Genomic DNA, 16,746 nt, shown 5'->3' with positions numbered 1-16,746 from the left:
GATAAAGAATTTTCAGGCAAAGACTATTCAGGTACAAACTATGCAAGTTTTAACAAATCCCCAATTAACGGTTGCTGCAGTTCAGATGACATCGGGCGTAGAGATAGATGAAAATCTGGCGACGGCTGCTACACTTATTAAACAGGCTGCGTTGCAGGGTGCGCAAATTGTGGTGTTGCCCGAATATTTTGCCATTATGGGATATTCCGAAACGACAAAAATTTTGTTAACTGAAACTCATGGCAAAGGGAAGGTTCAAGTATTTTTAGCGGAGCAGGCAAAACAACATAGTGTGTGGTTAATTGGTGGTAGTCACTCTGCTGATTCTGGTGTGAAAGGCCGACCTTATGGTCGCTGTTATATTTTTTCACCTCAAGGCCAGTGTATTAGCTGGTATGATAAAATTCACTTATTTGATGTAAATGTTGCTGATAACACCGGACAATATCGCGAGTCTAAAAGTTGTTCACCTGGCATAGCGCCTGTTGTATTTGAAACGCCGTGGGGCAAAATGGGCGTAGCGATTTGCTATGACATACGCTTTCCTGAATTATTTCGTCAATTAACGGTGCAGGGTGCCAAAGTTATTTTTGTTCCAGCTGCATTTACTCGTAAAACGGGTGAAGCTCACTGGGAAATTCTATTGCGCGCGCGGGCCATTGAGAGTCAGGTGTTTATTATTGCATCAGCGCAAACCGGTGAACATGAAAATGGTAGACAAACCTGGGGACATTCGTGTGTTATTTCGCCAGATGGAAAAATGTTGTCGGTTTTAAAAAGTGATGTGGGCGTTGTTTTGGCTGAGCTTGACTTACAAATGCAAAATAAATACCGAAATGAATTTCCTGTCCTCGATCATACAAGGTTATAATAACCTATCAATTAAAGGTGTGGTGAAGCGGTTTTATGAATAATACTTTAAGTTCAACCCAACAAGATTTTTTACAACCTGCCGGATTAGATATTGGCGATTTGACCCGTATTTTAGACTCTATGCTCAGTCATCAAGTCGATTTTGCCGAGTTGTATTTTCAAAGCATTCATCAAGAAGCTTGGGTATTGGAGTCTGGGATTGTCAAGGATGCTAGCTTTAGCACCGATAAAGGCGTTGGCGTTAGAGCGCTAAGTGGCGAAAAAACCGGTTTTGCTTATTCTGAAGAAATTATTTTGCCAGCTCTTGAACAGGCTGCATCGGCATCGAAAAGTATTGCCAAACGTGGTGAACAAGGTAAAGTTAAAATTTTGACTGAACAGTCACCAACCTCAGTATACTTGTCTCACGATCCTATTTTAAGTTTGACTGAAAAAGAAAAACTGGCGATTTTACAACAACTCGACAGTAAAGCTAGGGCTCTCGACTCGCGAGTTACCGAAGTCATTGCCTCAATCTCAGGCGTATTTGAAAAAGTTTTAGTATGTGCGACAGATGGCACTTTAGCCACCGATATCAGACCGCTGATTCGCGCCAATGTAAGTGTTATTATGCAGCACAATGGCAGAACTGAGCGCGGTAGTTCTGGTGTTGGTGGGCGCGATGATTATCGCCTGCTGACCGATGAGGTCCTCAACGAAATTGCACAAGAAGCCGTACATCAAGCCAGTATTAATCTAGAAGCCATTGATGCGCCCGCAGGAATTATGCCGGTTGTATTAGGCGCGGGCTGGCCGGGGGTATTGCTGCATGAAGCCGTTGGTCATGGTCTGGAAGGAGACTTTAATCGTAAAGGCTCATCTGCTTTTTCAAATCGTATCGGTCAACGCGTGGCCTCTCCATTATGTACCATTGTCGATGATGGTACGATTCCCGGACGTCGTGGTTCACTTTCTATTGACGATGAGGGTACGCCTGGTCAAATAACGACACTAATCGAAAAAGGAATTTTGCAAGGTTATATGCAAGACAAAAAGAATGCCCGTTTAATGAACACTCACTCCACCGGTAACGGAAGGCGCGAGTCTTATTCGTGTTTAACCTTACCTCGCATGACAAATACTTATATGCTAGCCGGTGAAAGTGATCCTGAAGATATTATTCGCAGTGTTAAAAAAGGCATTTACGCACCTAATTTTGGTGGTGGTCAAGTTGATATCACCTCGGGAAAATTTGTATTTTCCACCAGTGAGGCTTACCTGATTGAAAATGGTAAAGTCACTGCACCTGTAAAAGGGGCTACGCTAATTGGAAACGGTCCAGATGTACTCACCAAAGTGAGTATGGTTGGAAACGATCTGGCGCTGGATAAAGGGGTCGGGGTATGCGGTAAAGATGGCCAAAGTGTTCCTGTTGGTGTGGGACAGCCGACTCTAAAGGTAGACGAATTAACCGTTGGTGGAACTAATTAGCTGACAGGTTATTTCGTCAGAAAGTCTGCTAAACGCCAAGCCAGGTAAAAAGCAGCATTTATTGCAAGGAAAGTGTTGGGATTAAATGACAAATTAATATAGCGTAGTATGGCCAATTTTAACGATAATTTTGACGATTCTTCTGAAGAGTCTTTTGATGAAATCTCTGAGCAGTCAAGTGCACAGGCAGAAGAAACTTTTGTCAGTAAAACTCAATTAAAAAATGAAGCTAAAGCATTAGTGACTTTTGGGCAGCGTTTAACCACGCTTCCAGAGAGTACTTTGCGAAAATTACCTTTAGGTGAAGTCACCTTAAAAGCAGTTATTGAATTTCATAAACAAAAAGGACATATAGCCCGCAAGCGACACTTAGGGTTTATTGGTAAATGCTTGCGAAATGAAGTGGTTGATGACATAAAGGCTTGTCTCGATGGTGATAAATTTTCACAACTGCGCCAAAATGCGATTAATCAGAGTGGCAGTCACCAAAAAGCCACCGATGAAGGCTCGATTAAAAGTGAGTCTCAATCTGAAGATTCTGCTGAAACGGTTGTTGCCTCATTACTTGAGAACGGTGATCAGGCCGTTGAAACCTTATTACAAGCATTTGCTGGGCTTAATCGGCAATTATTGCGTCAATTGCTCAGAAATATTAAAAATGCGAAATCAGCAACCAAAAAACAGGCAGCACAAGTCAAGCTCACTCATTATTTACAAGAAAATAAAGTTATCTGAATCAGAATCATAAATTAAGGTTTATTGGAATGACAAAGGAATTAAGCGAAGTTAAACCCCGAGCTGCAGATGAATTAGATGTTGCACAAGAGATTACTCGATTAGAGGAAGTGGGCGAACGTTTGATTAAACAAGCGTTGGCTAAAGGGGCTTCTCAAGTGGAGGTGGGCGTCAGTAAAGATTTAGGATTGTCGGTGCAGGTTCGAAATCAACAAGTTGAAACCCTGGAATACAATCGCGATAACAGCTTTGGCTTAACCGTTTACTTTGGTCATCAAAAGGGAACGGCTTCAACCAGTGACTTAACCGATGAAGGTTTAAAGCTCACGGTTGATGCGGCTTGCAATATTGCTCGATTTACCCAACCGGATCCGTATTCGGGATTAGCAGATAAAGCGCTTATGGCGCAAAACCCAATTGATTTACAACTCGATATTCCAATGGGAATAACTGCCGATATTGCGATGGATTTGGCTAAACAATGTGAAGCCGCTGGATTAGCTGAGAGCAAAGTCTCACAAAGCGAAGGCGCATCGTTTAGCAGTCACCGCAATATCCGGTTTTATACCAATTCACATGGTTTTTCAGCGGCAATTCCGTCAACTCGACATAGTTTGAGTTGTATTTTAATTGCGCAGGATAATCAAGGTATGCAGCGGGACTATTGGTATTCGGTTGCACGTGATGCCAAATTACTTGAATCGGCCGAGTCGATTGGCCGCAAAGCTGCCAGTCGAGTAATTGCCAGACTCGATGGCAGATCGATTGCAACGCAAAAAGCACCGGTCTTAATGACACCAGAAATTGCCCGAGGATTAATCAGCAATTTGTGTAGCGGTATACAAGGGAGTAGTTTATACCGTAAGTCTAGCTTTTTGCTCGACAGTATTAATCAACCCATTTTCCCTGACTTTTTTCAACTCGATGAGAATCCACATTTAATCGGTGGTTTGGCAAGCACCTGGTTTGACAATGATGGTGTCGCTACCAAAGTTCAACCAATTGTGCAAGATGGCATTCTTAAAACCTACTTGTTAAGCAGTTACAGCGCTCGTCGTTTGAACTTGTCACCCACCGGCCATTCTGGTGGCGTACATAATTTGTTTCTTCAATCAATGGACTACAGTTTTGAACAATTGGTCAAAAAGATGAATAAAGGATTGGTTGTTACCGATGTCATGGGACATGGTGTTAATCTGGTAACCGGCGATTATTCTCGCGGCGCTTCTGGGTTTTGGGTTGAAAATGGTGAAATTCAGCACTTTGTACAAGAGATTACCATAGCTGGAAATCTAAAGAATATGTTTAAAGATTTGGTTGCCATCGGCAATGATGTCGACCAGCGTAGCAGTCATGTCACGGGATCGTGGTTGTTAGCCGAAATGACAATCGCGGGCAAGCATTAAAAATACAATTTTTAAATTAAGCCATTTTAAGCCTCACGTTTGCCGGGGTTTTTCCTAAACTTAGAGAGTCACAATATTTTTAACGGTTGCTTGCTAATTCATAGTGCCAGTTAAAGGTTGAGTGACTTCTGGTGTCTTGAGCGATTTGAAGTGAATTGAAGAATATTGTTCTTTGAATAAAACTCTTTGAATCAAGTTCTTTGAATCAAGCGCTATCAATAAAGCGCTATAAATGTCGTTCTTCGCCCGATGGCACTATTTTTTATTGAGATGCTAATAGAAATTCGTCAAGATAATCGCTAATCTATCAGGTCAAGTTGAGTTATTGATAAACATTAAAAGTCGATGAGCATTGATCGACTCAATTGCATTAACTCTGATAGCGTGTTGATTTGACTTGAAGGATAAGCAAAATCGCTTATAAAGTGAGTCAAATCGATTGATGCGATGGGTTACCAGACTGACCTTGTAGGTTAATTAAGTAAATGATATTTATACATAAATTTATATGGCTGCATTCCGCAAGTGAGTTTTATTCATGAGTTTAGAAAATTATTTTGAGCCCTTTCGAGAGAATATAATTGGAATTGACTTGGCTTATCAGGGACACGATGCAATCTATGCCGACTGGACTGCCAGCGGACGATTGTACGCACCAATTGAAGATTTCATGACACATCAAGTTGGTCCGCTGGTGGCTAACACCCATACTGAGGCTAGTTATACTGGGTGTGCAATGACCAATTTATATCATCAGGCACAGAAAAAAATTAAGGCACATGTCAATGCTAACGCTAATGATGTGTTAATTAGTGCTGGTGCGGGGATGACTGCCGTCATTAATAAGTTCCAGCGTATTTTAGGAATAAGAGTCCCTGAAAAGTGGAGTGAAAGATTCGAAATTCAAGAGTCGGAAAAGCCGGTGGTGTTTATTACGCATATGGAACACCATTCAAACCAGACCACCTGGAATGAATGTGAAGTTACTTTAATCGTCATACCTGCCAATGAGGCTGGTATGCCCGACATTCAGGCTCTGGAAAATCTATTGCTCGAATATCGCGACAGGCCAATGAAAATTGGTTCATTTACCGCTTGTAGTAATGTGACTGGCATTAAGACTGATTATCATCAATTTGCTGAAATTATGCATCGACATGATGGTTTTTGCTTTGTTGATTTTGCAGCATCAGCGCCTTATGTCGATATCGATATGCACCCGGCAAACCCCTTACAAAGACTCGATGCCGTAATGTTTTCACCCCATAAATTTTTAGGTGGCCCAGGCAGTTCTGGTATTTTGGTGTTTAATAAGCGCCTTTATCATAACAAGATTCCGGATCATCCTGGCGGGGGAACTGTCACCTGGACAAATCCTTGGGGAGAGCATCGTTTCTTTGAAGACATCGAGATTCGCGAAGACGGCGGCACGCCAGGATTTTTGCAGACAATTCGTACTGCGCTTGCCATTATGCTTAAAGAAAAAATGGGGACCGATAAAATTCAACAACGTGAAGAAGAAATCGTCCATTTATTATGTGAACAATTAAGCCAAATACCCGAAGTTAACATACTGCATTCGGCTAATAAAAATCGACTTTGTGTCGTTTCATTTTATGTGGTGGATATACACTACAACCTGATTGTTCGTTTACTCAGTGATCGATTTGGAATACAGACCCGAGGTGGATGTTCATGTGCTGGAACCTATGGGCATATTTTGTTAGGCGTCGATCAGGATACCTCTTGTGCCATCACCAATATGATTGATGAAGGAGATCTCTCTTTAAAGCCTGGATGGGTACGTATTTCATTACATCCTACTTCTACTGATGCAGAAGTCATTGCAATCAGTCAGGCAATTAAGCAAATTATTACGCATATTGATGAGTGGAAAAAAGATTATCGGTTTGATACTCGCCACGGTGATTATTTACCCATTCACCCCGTAGAATGTCCATTGCAACTCAGTGCTTTTGATCCGTTAGAGCGTGCTGATGCATTATTTGTCTGATGTCTGTTAGCGTCAGTTTTATCGACGCTAATTTTGGATTTTGATATGTTGCAGCTTCAAATTAATAATTTGCTGTTGGATATTATCCTCGGCAATAACCGTCCGCAGTAATTGATTTGATTCGAGTAGCGCATAATTTCGCCATCCTTTGTCAAAGGCAATTTGCAACTGTTGCCGACTCTCAATGAGTTGATTATTCGCAGCATAAAGAAGTGCCAGTAAATAGTGATCGTAAGGTTTTTCACTGATTGAAAGTTTGTAATTTTGCCAGTCTTGAGTTTGTTGGGAAACCAGTTGAGTCAGTTCATCTTTGGCAACTGGTTTTTGGTTAGGCTGTGAGAGCAGTGTATGAAATGTTGGTTTGGATTGTTGACTGCTCTGGTCTAAGTTATCGACGGGGTGAGTTTCATCTGGTGGCTCTATGGGATCTGGAAGCATCGAATTGAGGGATAAGTTGTTGAGGGATAAGTTGTTGAGGGATAAATTATTCAGCCCCAATAAGCTAATCGTGTTCAATAGGCTCAGTTCACGATTGATGCCATTATTGGCAGAGTGTATGGCTTGTTGAAAATATTGGTGAGCCTCAAAAAAGTATCCATGAATTAATTCAATTTCGCCTGCTGCACTTAACAACGCAGTTTCATTAGGAGACTTTTCCAGTGCTTGATGGACCAGGTTTCTTGCAGTTGGTAATTGGCCATGAGTTGCTAAAAAACGAGCATAAAGCTTAATTGCAAAGGAATAATCGGGTTGCAGTTGAATGGCTTTTAAGTAGCTTTTTTCCGCTTTAAGTAACTGGTCTCCCAGTGCATAGGTATTTCCAAGGTGGGCGTGGACTGTCGCATAATCTGGTGCAACTTCCAGTGCTCTTAAATTCCATTGCAAAGCCTTGTCTATTTTGCCTTGTAAACTGAATAAATAGGCTAGATTAGTAATTGCCTGGGCATGTCTGGGCGCGAGTTTTATCGCACGTAAATTTGAAGCGATACTCTGATTTAATCGTCCATCTAAAAATAATGCCAGCCCCTGAGCCTTGTGTGATTCTGCCTTATTTGGGACTAACTCCACCGCTCGCTGGGCTGCCTCGAGGGCTTGTTGTAGCCAGGTATCTCCTGCGCCAAACTGGAATACTCCTTGACTGAGCGCATCTGCCAGTCCTGCGTAAGCCAGTCCAAAATCGGGTTCGAGTTCGAGAGACTTTTGATAAAGCGAAATAGCGGTAGCATTGTCTTGTTGTCGATAGCGACTATAGTAATTTTCACCTTGTAAATAATAGTGATAAGCCTGAACTACTTGTGAGGGTTGGGTTAACGATAGGTTATCTAAGATTGCCGACGCATCAAGTTTGGTTTTTAAATGGCTGGTTACCTGAGTGATGACTTTGCGCTGAATTGCGAGAATATCGTCAGAGGCAAAGTTATATTCTGCTTGCCATAATAAGGTCGACTGGCTGGTATCAATTAACTTAAAATTTAAGTAAATTAAGTTATTTTTACGAAATAAAGCCCCATCTAAAATTGTACCAACTTGCAATTGCCGAGCGATATCGCTAATGATTCGTTCTGAGTTTTGATAGGTGCTAACACTTTCTTTAGGAACGACATTTAGTGTTTTTACTGCCGAGAGCGTATTGATTAATTCGTTTGTCATACCAGATGCTAGATATTCATCTTCTTTATTTTGAGTGACATTAACGAATGGCAGTATCGCCAGGTTACGAATAGAATAGGAATGTGCTCTATCATTCATCTGGATACTCAGCGAAATTAACGCGGCGAATAAAAAAATAATAAAACCTGCCATCGAAAGTGAAACAAACTGCCACCAGCTAGTAGTTCTTGAGGAAACAAATTCGGGTGGGTGGTCACTGCTGGCTAGCTCATACTCAATTGGCGTTGCTCTTGGCGTTAAAATAACCTTAACTTCTGGGATAAGACGATATCCAACCCCTCTTACAACACTAATGTACTGCGGCGATTGTGCGTTGTCACTAATGGCCTTACGTAACAGACGAACTCTTTGCTTGAGTGTCTCATCGCCTACAACCATATCAGGCCAAACCTGTTGAATGATATCTTCCTGGGTCATTACATTAGGTGCATTTTCTGCCAGTACTCTAAGTAACTGATAAGAAAGCTTGGGTAACGAGATTTCATCTTCACCTTGCCACACCTGACCAGTTTGTAAATCCAGTTTTAAATCGGCAATTTGTAATTGGTGTCTGACACTCGCGGCGTTAAACAAAAGTAATTTACCTTATGGTTTGCTATTGCAAGCTATAGTGAGCTTATACGATGACATTAAACAGTGAAACTAAGGATTATAGAAATAGCTTTAAATATCAAGCGTTTCTGTTGCGTTTCACTATTTTTTCACTGAATTTCATTGAGCATTCACTCAAAAAGTGAAAGAGATTATGATTCTTCACTAATTAGAGCGAACGTGATTTCGAGACGAGCTTAATATGGAGCCTCTTTATCAACCCATTTTTAATATATCTTTCAATGCGGTCAGGTCATCCATCAAGTGCTTGCTGGCTAATTTGTATCTGGCAAGACAATATAACTGGGAATAATTTAGCTCAGTACCAACCTGATGGTTTGCGATGAAAGCGAAGAGGTACCCGCTAATTTTATGTTGTTTCGAGCCAACGACTTGTTTTGGCATCTTCTCCAATGAGGTCACCGAGTGACTATTATTCTCTTAATTTCAATAAACACTAAATATTTTTGAGTAGATATTTTGTGCACTACTAATTATTTTTAACTACACTTTGATTATATTGGGATCAAATATATTATTTGTAAATAAATTGAAGAAACTATATGCGTAAAAATAAGTCCATTCTTAATTTGTCCCTGACCAAGCGAACAATAATCCTACTGATTTTTGCCGTCGTGGTTTCTGTAATATTGAGTTTTTCATTCAGTCAGAGTGATATGTCTTTTACCCAGTTGCTAATTTTGATCATGCTACCGACAGGGTCGCTGGTATTAATTGCTTACTGGTGGCAAGTGACCGTAGATAAACAATTAATATTAGCCAAAGAAATATTGGTTAATATACATAAAAAGAAGGATTTAACGCCAAAAGAACTGGAAATTAATGATGGTATTTCTGGGCAATTATTGGAAGTTGTTTTTGATATACAGGATGATTTTCGTGAATTATTGCAAAATATAATTCAGGATTGTGATTATTTGGGGTTTGCATCAGAAGAGATGGCTACCGTAGTACAACGCTCAAAAGATATTATTGCTAAACAACAGGTCGAAACCGAAATGGTGGCAACTGCAATTAGTGAGATGGCGGCAACAGTTAATGAAGTTGCTGAAAATGCTCAGCGTGCTTCACACGCCTCGCATACAGCAAAAGAAGAAGCGGTAGAAGGAAAAAGTGTGGTTTATCAAACCATGCAATCCATTAATTCACTGACTAAAGAAATGGAAAAAACCGCAGGTGTTATCCAAGAACTTGAAGGTAACAGCGAATCCATTGGTACTGTTTTGGATGTCATTAAGAGTATCGCAGAGCAAACAAATTTGCTGGCACTCAATGCAGCAATTGAAGCCGCCAGAGCGGGAGAACAAGGCAGGGGATTTGCCGTGGTTGCTGATGAGGTGCGTAATCTGGCACAGCGTACACAACATTCAACACAGGAAATTGAGGAAATTATTGTCAGTTTACAAGAAGGTTCAAAAAATGCAGTTAAAGTGATTGCTGAAAGCCGTAGCAGTATTGAAGACAGTAGTGAACTCGCTAACCGGGCAACCAATACATTAGATTCAATAGGTAGCGCGGTAACTTTGATTGACCAAATGAACTCTGAAATTGCTAGTGCCAGTGAAGCGCAAAAACGTGTTGCAGAAGATTCCAGTAAAAATATTTTTAACATTAGTGATATGGCAGAGCAGTCTACCAAAAGCGCAGTTGATATTAATGGTGCGTTGGATATTTTTTCTGAGCAAGTATCACATATTAAAGGACTATCCGATAAGTATCGACTGCAATAAGGAAAAGGTTGCGTGATTTATTTCAACAATGCGGCAACCAGCTTTCCTAAACCTGCTCAGGTTATTCAATCGGTTACTGAATACTTGCAACAACCGCCTGTATCTCCTGGCAGAAGTAGTGCAAAAAATTCCTATTCTATGGTGATTGAGCAGACTCGTGAGCTCATTTCTGAATTAATTAAAGCCCCTACAACGGAAAATATTTTTTTCTATCAAAATGCGACGCAAGCATTAAATCAGGCAATTTTCGGATTGTTATCTCCGGGCGATCATGTGGTAACTAGCGTAACTGAACATAACTCGGTATTGCGGCCTTTAGAACAATTAAAAGCTGCTTTGGATGTTCAGGTTGACTATGTCCAGTGTGATGCGAACGGAATGATTGAGGTGGCGGCTGTCATCGAGAAGATTCAACCAACAACGCGATTAGTTTGTATTAACCACATGTCTAATGTAACTGGCGTGATACAAAATATTTCGCAAATTGGTGAACAGCTACAGCATAAAGATATTTTATTTTTAGTTGACGCTTCACAAAGTCTTGGGTTACTGCCTATTGATATTAAGGAAATGCACATTGACATGTTGGCCTTTACCGGGCATAAGTTTTTATATGGAATTCAAGGGATTGGTGGATTATATATTTCTCCTTCAGTATCACTTAGACCTTTGATTCATGGTGGCACCGGTGTAATGAGTGAGCAATTAATGCAGCCGATAGAGCGTCCGTGGTGCTTTCAGGCTGGCACATTAAATGTGCCCGGAATCGTGGCGTTAAATAGTGGTATTCGCTACATTAATGCGCAACAAAATGTTTATGCGCAATTACAACAAGTCCAACTTGCTATCCGTCAAGCGCTACACGATATTGCTGAACTAGAAACTGTTTCACCACTGCATAGCAGTATACTCAGCTTGAAAAGTTCAAGTGTGGATATTGAAGAAGTTAGCTATATTTTACAGGAGAGCTTCGATATCAATGTGCGCAGCGGCTTGCATTGTGCGCCAATGATTCACTCTTGTTTAAACAGTCCGCATGGAACTCTGCGAATTAGCCCCTCTATCTTTACAACACCTGTAGACGTTGAGCAATTGGTTTCATCGATTAAGCAGATTGTTTTTCAATTAAGAGGCGGCAAATGAAAATTAAAGAAAGTCGTCCAATTAAAAATTGTTTTGATGGCAGTTTCATGAAAGAAATTGTTCTGGATGAGCCAGTTGATAAAGCGTTTATTGATTATTTGGGATTGACTGGTGAATTAGAGTACTTTGGCGGTTTTGCCCGACCATTTTATCGTATACAACGTAAACAAGGGTACTTGTTAAAAGGGGTGGAAGGTAATGATTATTTAAGAGTGTATTTTTTGCGAAGCTGTTTGCAAGAAGCTATAAAATTTTTTGAAGACTATGTGAATGATTATCAGGGTAATGGGAGCTGCAATTGATTTTTTTTGATGAGGAACAAAATAAAAATTAAAATCAATTTTTTAATTACAATATTTTAGAACAAATTTGACGGTTGTGGACTATCCTAAAAGGACTTGTTTGTTTTAGAGAAAATTATAGTAAATAAGTGACTACCAGATTTTATCGTTTGCTGTTCAATCTGTCATATTTAGTAGTTTTAAACGGATTATTTAAAAAGGAGTTTGTAAAATGAATGATGTTTGTGTGAAAAGCTTAATTGAAAAATCTGTTTAAGAGTTGTTGTTGAAAATAATTTGAGAATAAATAGAGGATAAATAGAGGATAAACGAATGGGGCAAAAACTCGTGAGTTTTTATAATCAAGCTGAGTCAATAGGTGGCTTAAAAGCACGAATGCGTTTGGCAATGATTTCGGGTATTCCTTCGAATAAAGCAGAGTCGGAGCCTGATTCGCCAGATAATATTAGTAAGTTGCAAAATGCGCTTGCTGAAATCCAGAAAGAATTTAAGTAGGAGGCCATAATGAGTGTTCAATTTGAAGTCGATGCTAAGTTCGATGAGAATGATAAACGGCAGTATATCAATAATCAGGCAACCGTTTTTCATTGCCATCATTATATTTCTCTTTTTACTCAGCTGGCCGACGATGCAAAATTATTTTCAGGCGAAAAGCACTTGTATGATACTGCAGAAGAAACGTTTTATCAGGTGCTCAATGAATATATGAAAAGTCATCCGAACGTGAGCAATCAAGCAGATAAAGTTTCAATTGCTGAACAGTATTTTTCTTTTGTCGGACTTGGTCAACTGACTTTGACCGTTGATAGTGATGCTGGTGGAAAAGCTGAAATGCCATTTTCCCATGTTGATGAGGGATGGAAGAAAAAATGGGGAGAGTTTGATAAAAGTATTAATTTTATTGGCCAGGGATTTATTGCTGCTGCCTTTGCAATGATCAATGGACAGCCCGTTGGCAGCTACCATGTTACCGAAGTGGAAAGTCAGGTTTGCGGTGCCGATAAATCCACTTTTACAATTGAAAAAAATTAGGAGTTGTTTCAATGGCTATTGATAGAGAAAAAGCAATTGCTGACTTGTCAAAAATTCAGGTAAAAGGTAATGAAGAAGGGTTAATTCCTGCTTTTGGTGTTTTAGTAAATCAACTCCCAGCCAGCTTTTGGAATTTATTTTCGACAAAAATTCTAGATGCCGCTGGTGAGGATTTGTATGAAGATGCATCGGGATTATTAATGAATGCCGCATCTGAGTGTGGTTATCATACGGGATGGGGAATCATAAACTCTGATGAGTTTCAGGCAATTATAGGCCCTATGATTGAAAAAGTACCTGAGGACATATTGCATGGCGCCTATGCAGTGTTTACTGCATGGGGGTGGGCGAATGCTGAAATTGTCGAATTAATTCCAGGCGAAAAAATGGTTATTCACGTCCACGGCTATTATGAAGCTGATGTCAAAGATAGCTATCAGCCGAAAACCCCATTTGCTTTTATGATTCGTGGTGTTTCGGCTGCATTTATGGATATTGCCTATGGGGATAAACCTTATCCTGATGGTTTTGGTAAATTCACTTGTGAGCAAACTAAGGCAATTGAACTGGGGGATGATTATGGTGAGTTTGTGGTTACCAAGCGAAATTAATAAATGTCATTATCCCGCTTCTATATAGTACTTTGTCATTGTCTGTCAATTGCAAAAGTAAATAGAAAAAGCCCATAGCTAATAGCCCGGAGTGAAGACCGGGCTTAATTTTTACCTTGTATTCGACTTCTGCCTGACCTTGCTACAAGTATATAGGCCTACTTCAAGTTCACAGGCCGGCTCCATAAATACCCCAAACATTTGAACGACAGTATACTGATATACTGGTAAGTCATCTTCGGTTCAATTTAGCTTTACGGTTTAAACCTAATTGCTAAAGACCTCACTGTTAACAACTGAGTTTTTAACGACATAACTGCTAGAGCAAAGCATTATACATTTTCCCACAGCTAACCGAAAATAGGCTTAAAATTAAGAGACCCATTTATTTATAGCCATAGGCATCGCAATATAATAGTGACAAGATGAAGAAATTTCAGTAAAACAGCTATTTATATTGCCCTTCAGGCACGATTTATGATATAAAGCGCGCCGTGTTACTCGAATCCGAATAACACCTAATTCACACGTTAATCGACACAACTATCAGGGTGCTCCTTTATTTTTATAGAGTGGGAGTTGGTAGTTGGGATTAGCGGAGGCAAAACCCTTGTAAATCAGGAGCTTATAAAATGGCAAAAGTCACAATGCGTGATATGCTTCAGGCGGGCGTGCATTTCGGTCACCGTACCCGTTTCTGGAACCCTAAAATGAAGCCGTATATCTTCGGCGCAAGAAACAAAATTCATATTATCAACTTGGAGCATTCTTTACCTATGTTCCACGACGCACTGAATTTTTTGAGTTCTGTTGCTGCTCGTAAAGGTAAAGTGTTATTCGTTGGTACCAAACGCAGTGCAAGTAAAATTGTTCGCGAAGAAGCCAATCGCTGTGGTCAATTCTTTGTAGATAAACGCTGGTTAGGCGGTATGCTTACCAACTATAAAACTATCCGTCAATCAATCAATCGTTTGAAAGATCTGGAAAAACAAAGCGAAGATGGTACATTTGATCGTTTAACGAAAAAAGAAGCATTATTATTAACTCGTGAAATGGCTAAATTAGAAGCCAGTATTGGCGGGATTAAAAATATGGGCGGTTTGCCTGATGCGATTTTTGTCGTCGATGCTGATCACGAACATATTGCAATTTCTGAAGCTCGAAAGTTAGGTATTCCTGTTGTTGCTGTTGTTGATAGTAACTCTGATCCTGATGGCATTGATTATGTTATTCCAGGCAATGATGATGCTATTCGTGCAATTCAACTCTATTTATCTGCTGCTGCTGATACCGTATTAGACGGTCGTCAAAGTGTTGCAACAGCGCCAGCTGAAGAGTCAGAGTCAATTGACGAGTACGCTGAAGAAGAGAAAGAAACTTCTGCTGAATAAGTTTCGCCTCATTATGAAAAATAAGGGGGCTACGTATGCCCCCTATTTTATGTCTTGTGTAAAGTGACACTTTATTCGAGATAACAGAAAAGAATTAATAATTGAAAACTGGAGAGAAAAATGGCTATTTCAGCTGCATTGGTAAAAGAGCTGCGCGAAAGAACCGGCGCAGGTATGATGGAATGTAAAAAAGCATTGGTCGAAACCGATGGTGACATTGAAACTGCAATTGATAATATGCGTAAATCAGGTGCAGCCAAAGCTGAGAAAAAAGCGGGTCGTATTGCTGCCGAAGGTTTAATTGTTGCTAAGTCTTCAGATGACGGTAAGTTAGCCGCTATCGTTGAAGTTAACTCTGAAACTGACTTTGTTGCTCGAGATGACAACTTTAAAGCATTTACTCAACAGGTTATTGATGTCGCTTTAGCTAACAAAACAACCGAAATTGAAGCTTTAACCGGCGCAACTTTAGCTTCTGGCGAAACGGTTGAGGCAGCCAGAACTGCACTGATTGCTAAAATTGGTGAAAACATTGGTGTTCGTCGAGTACAAATTGTTGAAGCCTCAGAAGGGGTTCTAGCGTCATATATTCATGGTGGTCGAATTGGGGTCGTGATTGCATTAACGGCTGGCGATCAGGAATTGGCAAAAGATATCGCTATGCACGCAGCTGCAACTAATCCACAGTTCATTAACCCTGAAGATATTTCTCAAGAAGTTTATGACCGTGAAAAAGAAATTTTTACCGCACAAGCCAAAGATAGTGGTAAGCCAGATGAAATTATTGAAAAAATGATTGAAGGTCGTCTCCGCAAGTTTGCTGCTGAAGTGAGCATTGTTGGCCAACCTTTCGTTAAAGATCCTTCGATGACTGTTGGCGATTTACTGAAAAAGGCAAGTGCATCAATTACTGCGATGGTTCGCTTTGAAGTTGGTGAAGGTATCGAAAAGAAAGAAGATGATTTTGCTGCTGAAGTAATGGCACAGGTTAAAGGGGAATAATTCACATGCCTAGTTCTGCGCCGGAAAAAAATCAAAAACGAATACTGCTTAAATTAAGTGGAGAGGCCTTGATGGGCGCAGAATCGTTTGGAATTGATCCTTCGATTCTCGACAGAATTGCCGATGAAGTGAAACAGCTTGTTGAAGAAGATGTACAGGTTGGTATTGTCATTGGTGGCGGCAATTTATTCCGTGGTGAAAAACTTGCTGCAGCGGGAATGAATCGAGTTGCTGGCGACCATATGGGTATGCTGGCAACGGTAATGAATTCTTTGGCGATGCAAGATGCATTGGAGAGAGTTCGCGTAGGAACTCGGGTGATGTCTGCGATTTCATTAACGGGTGTGTGTGAAGATTATGATCGACGTTTTGCACTGCGGTTTATGAAAAACAAACAAGTTGTTATTTTCACTGCGGGTACAGGAAATCCCTTTTTCACAACTGATACAGCAGCATGTTTGCGTGGAATAGAAATTGATGCTGACGTAATTTTAAAAGCAACCAAAGTTGATGGTGTTTATTCTGCTGATCCTAAAATATATCCAGATGCTGTAAAATATGATCACTTAACCTATAATGAAGCCCTTGAAAAAGAGCTTGGTATTATGGATTTAACGGCATTTTGTCTGGCTAGAGATCATAAAAAGAATATTCGTGTATTTAACATGCAAAAGCCTGGCGCATTGATTAAAGCCGTATTAGATGAAAGTGAAGGTACACTGATCAGTTGTGAATAATTGAAGTCAAAATAAAT

15 protein-coding genes are annotated in these 16,746 nt (G+C 40.2%); 14 read left to right on the top strand and 1 reads right to left on the bottom strand.

Going from position 1 to position 16,746, the window contains the following annotated elements:
- The first annotated feature begins 40 nt into the window (after nucleotides 1-40).
- The 5 genes from ABVT42_RS08560 (at nucleotide 41) to ABVT42_RS08540 (ending at nucleotide 6,498) form a co-directional block, all read left to right on the top strand.
- A complete protein-coding gene (locus tag ABVT42_RS08560; protein WP_353874342.1) occupies nucleotides 41-871 on the top strand; it encodes a carbon-nitrogen hydrolase family protein in 831 nt (276 codons plus the stop codon).
- A 35-nt stretch (nucleotides 872-906) separates the two neighbouring features.
- The gene (gene tldD / locus ABVT42_RS08555; protein ID WP_353874340.1) at nucleotides 907-2,343 is read left to right on the top strand and encodes a metalloprotease TldD; all 1,437 of its coding nucleotides are present in this window, start codon (nucleotides 907-909) and stop codon (nucleotides 2,341-2,343) included.
- A 108-nt stretch (nucleotides 2,344-2,451) separates the two neighbouring features.
- Complete coding sequence (locus tag ABVT42_RS08550; protein ID WP_353874339.1) at nucleotides 2,452-3,078, top strand: DarP family protein; 627 nt, start codon at nucleotides 2,452-2,454, stop codon at nucleotides 3,076-3,078.
- Between the two features lie 29 nt (nucleotides 3,079-3,107).
- A complete protein-coding gene (gene pmbA, locus ABVT42_RS08545) occupies nucleotides 3,108-4,484 on the top strand; it encodes a metalloprotease PmbA (protein ID WP_353874338.1) in 1,377 nt (458 codons plus the stop codon).
- Between the two features lie 538 nt (nucleotides 4,485-5,022).
- Entirely contained in the window at nucleotides 5,023-6,498 is a 1,476-nt protein-coding gene (locus tag ABVT42_RS08540; RefSeq protein ID WP_353874336.1) for an aminotransferase class V-fold PLP-dependent enzyme, read from the top strand.
- A gap of 27 nt (nucleotides 6,499-6,525) precedes the next feature.
- Here the strand turns inward: ABVT42_RS08540 and ABVT42_RS08535 are convergent, their stop codons facing one another.
- Nucleotides 6,526-8,742 (bottom strand): winged helix-turn-helix domain-containing tetratricopeptide repeat protein, encoded by a 2,217-nt coding sequence (locus tag ABVT42_RS08535; protein ID WP_353874335.1) that lies wholly within the window; start codon nucleotides 8,740-8,742, stop codon nucleotides 6,526-6,528.
- Between the two features lie 581 nt (nucleotides 8,743-9,323).
- Here ABVT42_RS08535 and ABVT42_RS08530 point away from each other — a divergent pair.
- The 9 genes from ABVT42_RS08530 (at nucleotide 9,324) to pyrH (ending at nucleotide 16,729) form a co-directional block, all read left to right on the top strand.
- Nucleotides 9,324-10,511, top strand: a complete 1,188-nt coding sequence (locus tag ABVT42_RS08530) for a methyl-accepting chemotaxis protein (RefSeq protein WP_353874334.1) — start codon at nucleotides 9,324-9,326, stop codon at nucleotides 10,509-10,511.
- Between the two features lie 12 nt (nucleotides 10,512-10,523).
- Nucleotides 10,524-11,654: an aminotransferase class V-fold PLP-dependent enzyme gene (locus ABVT42_RS08525; RefSeq protein ID WP_353874333.1), complete on the top strand. Its 1,131-nt coding sequence runs from the start codon at nucleotides 10,524-10,526 to the stop codon at nucleotides 11,652-11,654.
- Nucleotides 11,651-11,956 carry a hypothetical protein gene (locus tag ABVT42_RS08520; RefSeq protein ID WP_353874332.1) on the top strand — a complete coding sequence of 102 codons (306 nt, stop codon included), beginning with the start codon at nucleotides 11,651-11,653 and terminating at the stop codon, nucleotides 11,954-11,956. Before ABVT42_RS08525 ends, ABVT42_RS08520 begins: the two co-directional genes overlap by 4 nt.
- Before the next feature lie 312 nt (nucleotides 11,957-12,268).
- Complete coding sequence (locus tag ABVT42_RS08515; protein WP_353874330.1) at nucleotides 12,269-12,451, top strand: hypothetical protein; 183 nt, start codon at nucleotides 12,269-12,271, stop codon at nucleotides 12,449-12,451.
- Nucleotides 12,452-12,460: 9 nt separating this feature from the next.
- Nucleotides 12,461-12,988, top strand: a complete 528-nt coding sequence (locus ABVT42_RS08510; RefSeq protein WP_353874329.1) for a hypothetical protein — start codon at nucleotides 12,461-12,463, stop codon at nucleotides 12,986-12,988.
- An 11-nt stretch (nucleotides 12,989-12,999) separates the two neighbouring features.
- Nucleotides 13,000-13,599 (top strand): hypothetical protein, encoded by a 600-nt coding sequence (locus ABVT42_RS08505; protein ID WP_353874327.1) that lies wholly within the window; start codon nucleotides 13,000-13,002, stop codon nucleotides 13,597-13,599.
- A 632-nt stretch (nucleotides 13,600-14,231) separates the two neighbouring features.
- Nucleotides 14,232-14,990, top strand: a complete 759-nt coding sequence (gene rpsB / locus ABVT42_RS08500) for a 30S ribosomal protein S2 (RefSeq protein ID WP_353874326.1) — start codon at nucleotides 14,232-14,234, stop codon at nucleotides 14,988-14,990.
- A 120-nt stretch (nucleotides 14,991-15,110) separates the two neighbouring features.
- On the top strand, nucleotides 15,111-15,992 hold the full coding sequence (tsf, locus tag ABVT42_RS08495) for a translation elongation factor Ts (RefSeq protein WP_353874325.1): 882 nt from the start codon (nucleotides 15,111-15,113) through the stop codon (nucleotides 15,990-15,992).
- A gap of 5 nt (nucleotides 15,993-15,997) precedes the next feature.
- Nucleotides 15,998-16,729, top strand: a complete 732-nt coding sequence (pyrH, locus tag ABVT42_RS08490) for a UMP kinase (RefSeq protein WP_353874324.1) — start codon at nucleotides 15,998-16,000, stop codon at nucleotides 16,727-16,729.
- Nucleotides 16,730-16,746: the final 17 nt, after the last annotated feature.

This window comes from Aliikangiella maris, assembly GCF_040719265.1.
Taxonomy (GTDB): domain Bacteria; phylum Pseudomonadota; class Gammaproteobacteria; order Enterobacterales; family Kangiellaceae; genus Aliikangiella; species Aliikangiella maris.
This window is presented reverse-complemented; position numbering and strand designations above follow the sequence as displayed.

Excerpts from the sequence above, each read along its gene's own strand:
- ABVT42_RS08560 (WP_353874342.1), top strand. The coding sequence starts at position 41 with ATGCAAGTTTTAACAAATCCCCAATTAACGGTTGCTGCAGTTCAGATG.
- tldD (WP_353874340.1), top strand. The coding sequence starts at position 907 with ATGAATAATACTTTAAGTTCAACCCAACAAGATTTTTTACAACCTGCC.
- ABVT42_RS08550 (WP_353874339.1), top strand. The coding sequence starts at position 2,452 with ATGGCCAATTTTAACGATAATTTTGACGATTCTTCTGAAGAGTCTTTT.
- pmbA (WP_353874338.1), top strand. The coding sequence starts at position 3,108 with ATGACAAAGGAATTAAGCGAAGTTAAACCCCGAGCTGCAGATGAATTA.
- ABVT42_RS08540 (WP_353874336.1), top strand. The coding sequence starts at position 5,023 with ATGAGTTTAGAAAATTATTTTGAGCCCTTTCGAGAGAATATAATTGGA.
- ABVT42_RS08530 (WP_353874334.1), top strand. The coding sequence starts at position 9,324 with ATGCGTAAAAATAAGTCCATTCTTAATTTGTCCCTGACCAAGCGAACA.
- ABVT42_RS08520 (WP_353874332.1), top strand. The coding sequence starts at position 11,651 with ATGAAAATTAAAGAAAGTCGTCCAATTAAAAATTGTTTTGATGGCAGT.
- ABVT42_RS08515 (WP_353874330.1), top strand. The coding sequence starts at position 12,269 with ATGGGGCAAAAACTCGTGAGTTTTTATAATCAAGCTGAGTCAATAGGT.
- ABVT42_RS08510 (WP_353874329.1), top strand. The coding sequence starts at position 12,461 with ATGAGTGTTCAATTTGAAGTCGATGCTAAGTTCGATGAGAATGATAAA.
- ABVT42_RS08505 (WP_353874327.1), top strand. The coding sequence starts at position 13,000 with ATGGCTATTGATAGAGAAAAAGCAATTGCTGACTTGTCAAAAATTCAG.
- rpsB (WP_353874326.1), top strand. The coding sequence starts at position 14,232 with ATGGCAAAAGTCACAATGCGTGATATGCTTCAGGCGGGCGTGCATTTC.
- tsf (WP_353874325.1), top strand. The coding sequence starts at position 15,111 with ATGGCTATTTCAGCTGCATTGGTAAAAGAGCTGCGCGAAAGAACCGGC.
- pyrH (WP_353874324.1), top strand. The coding sequence starts at position 15,998 with ATGCCTAGTTCTGCGCCGGAAAAAAATCAAAAACGAATACTGCTTAAA.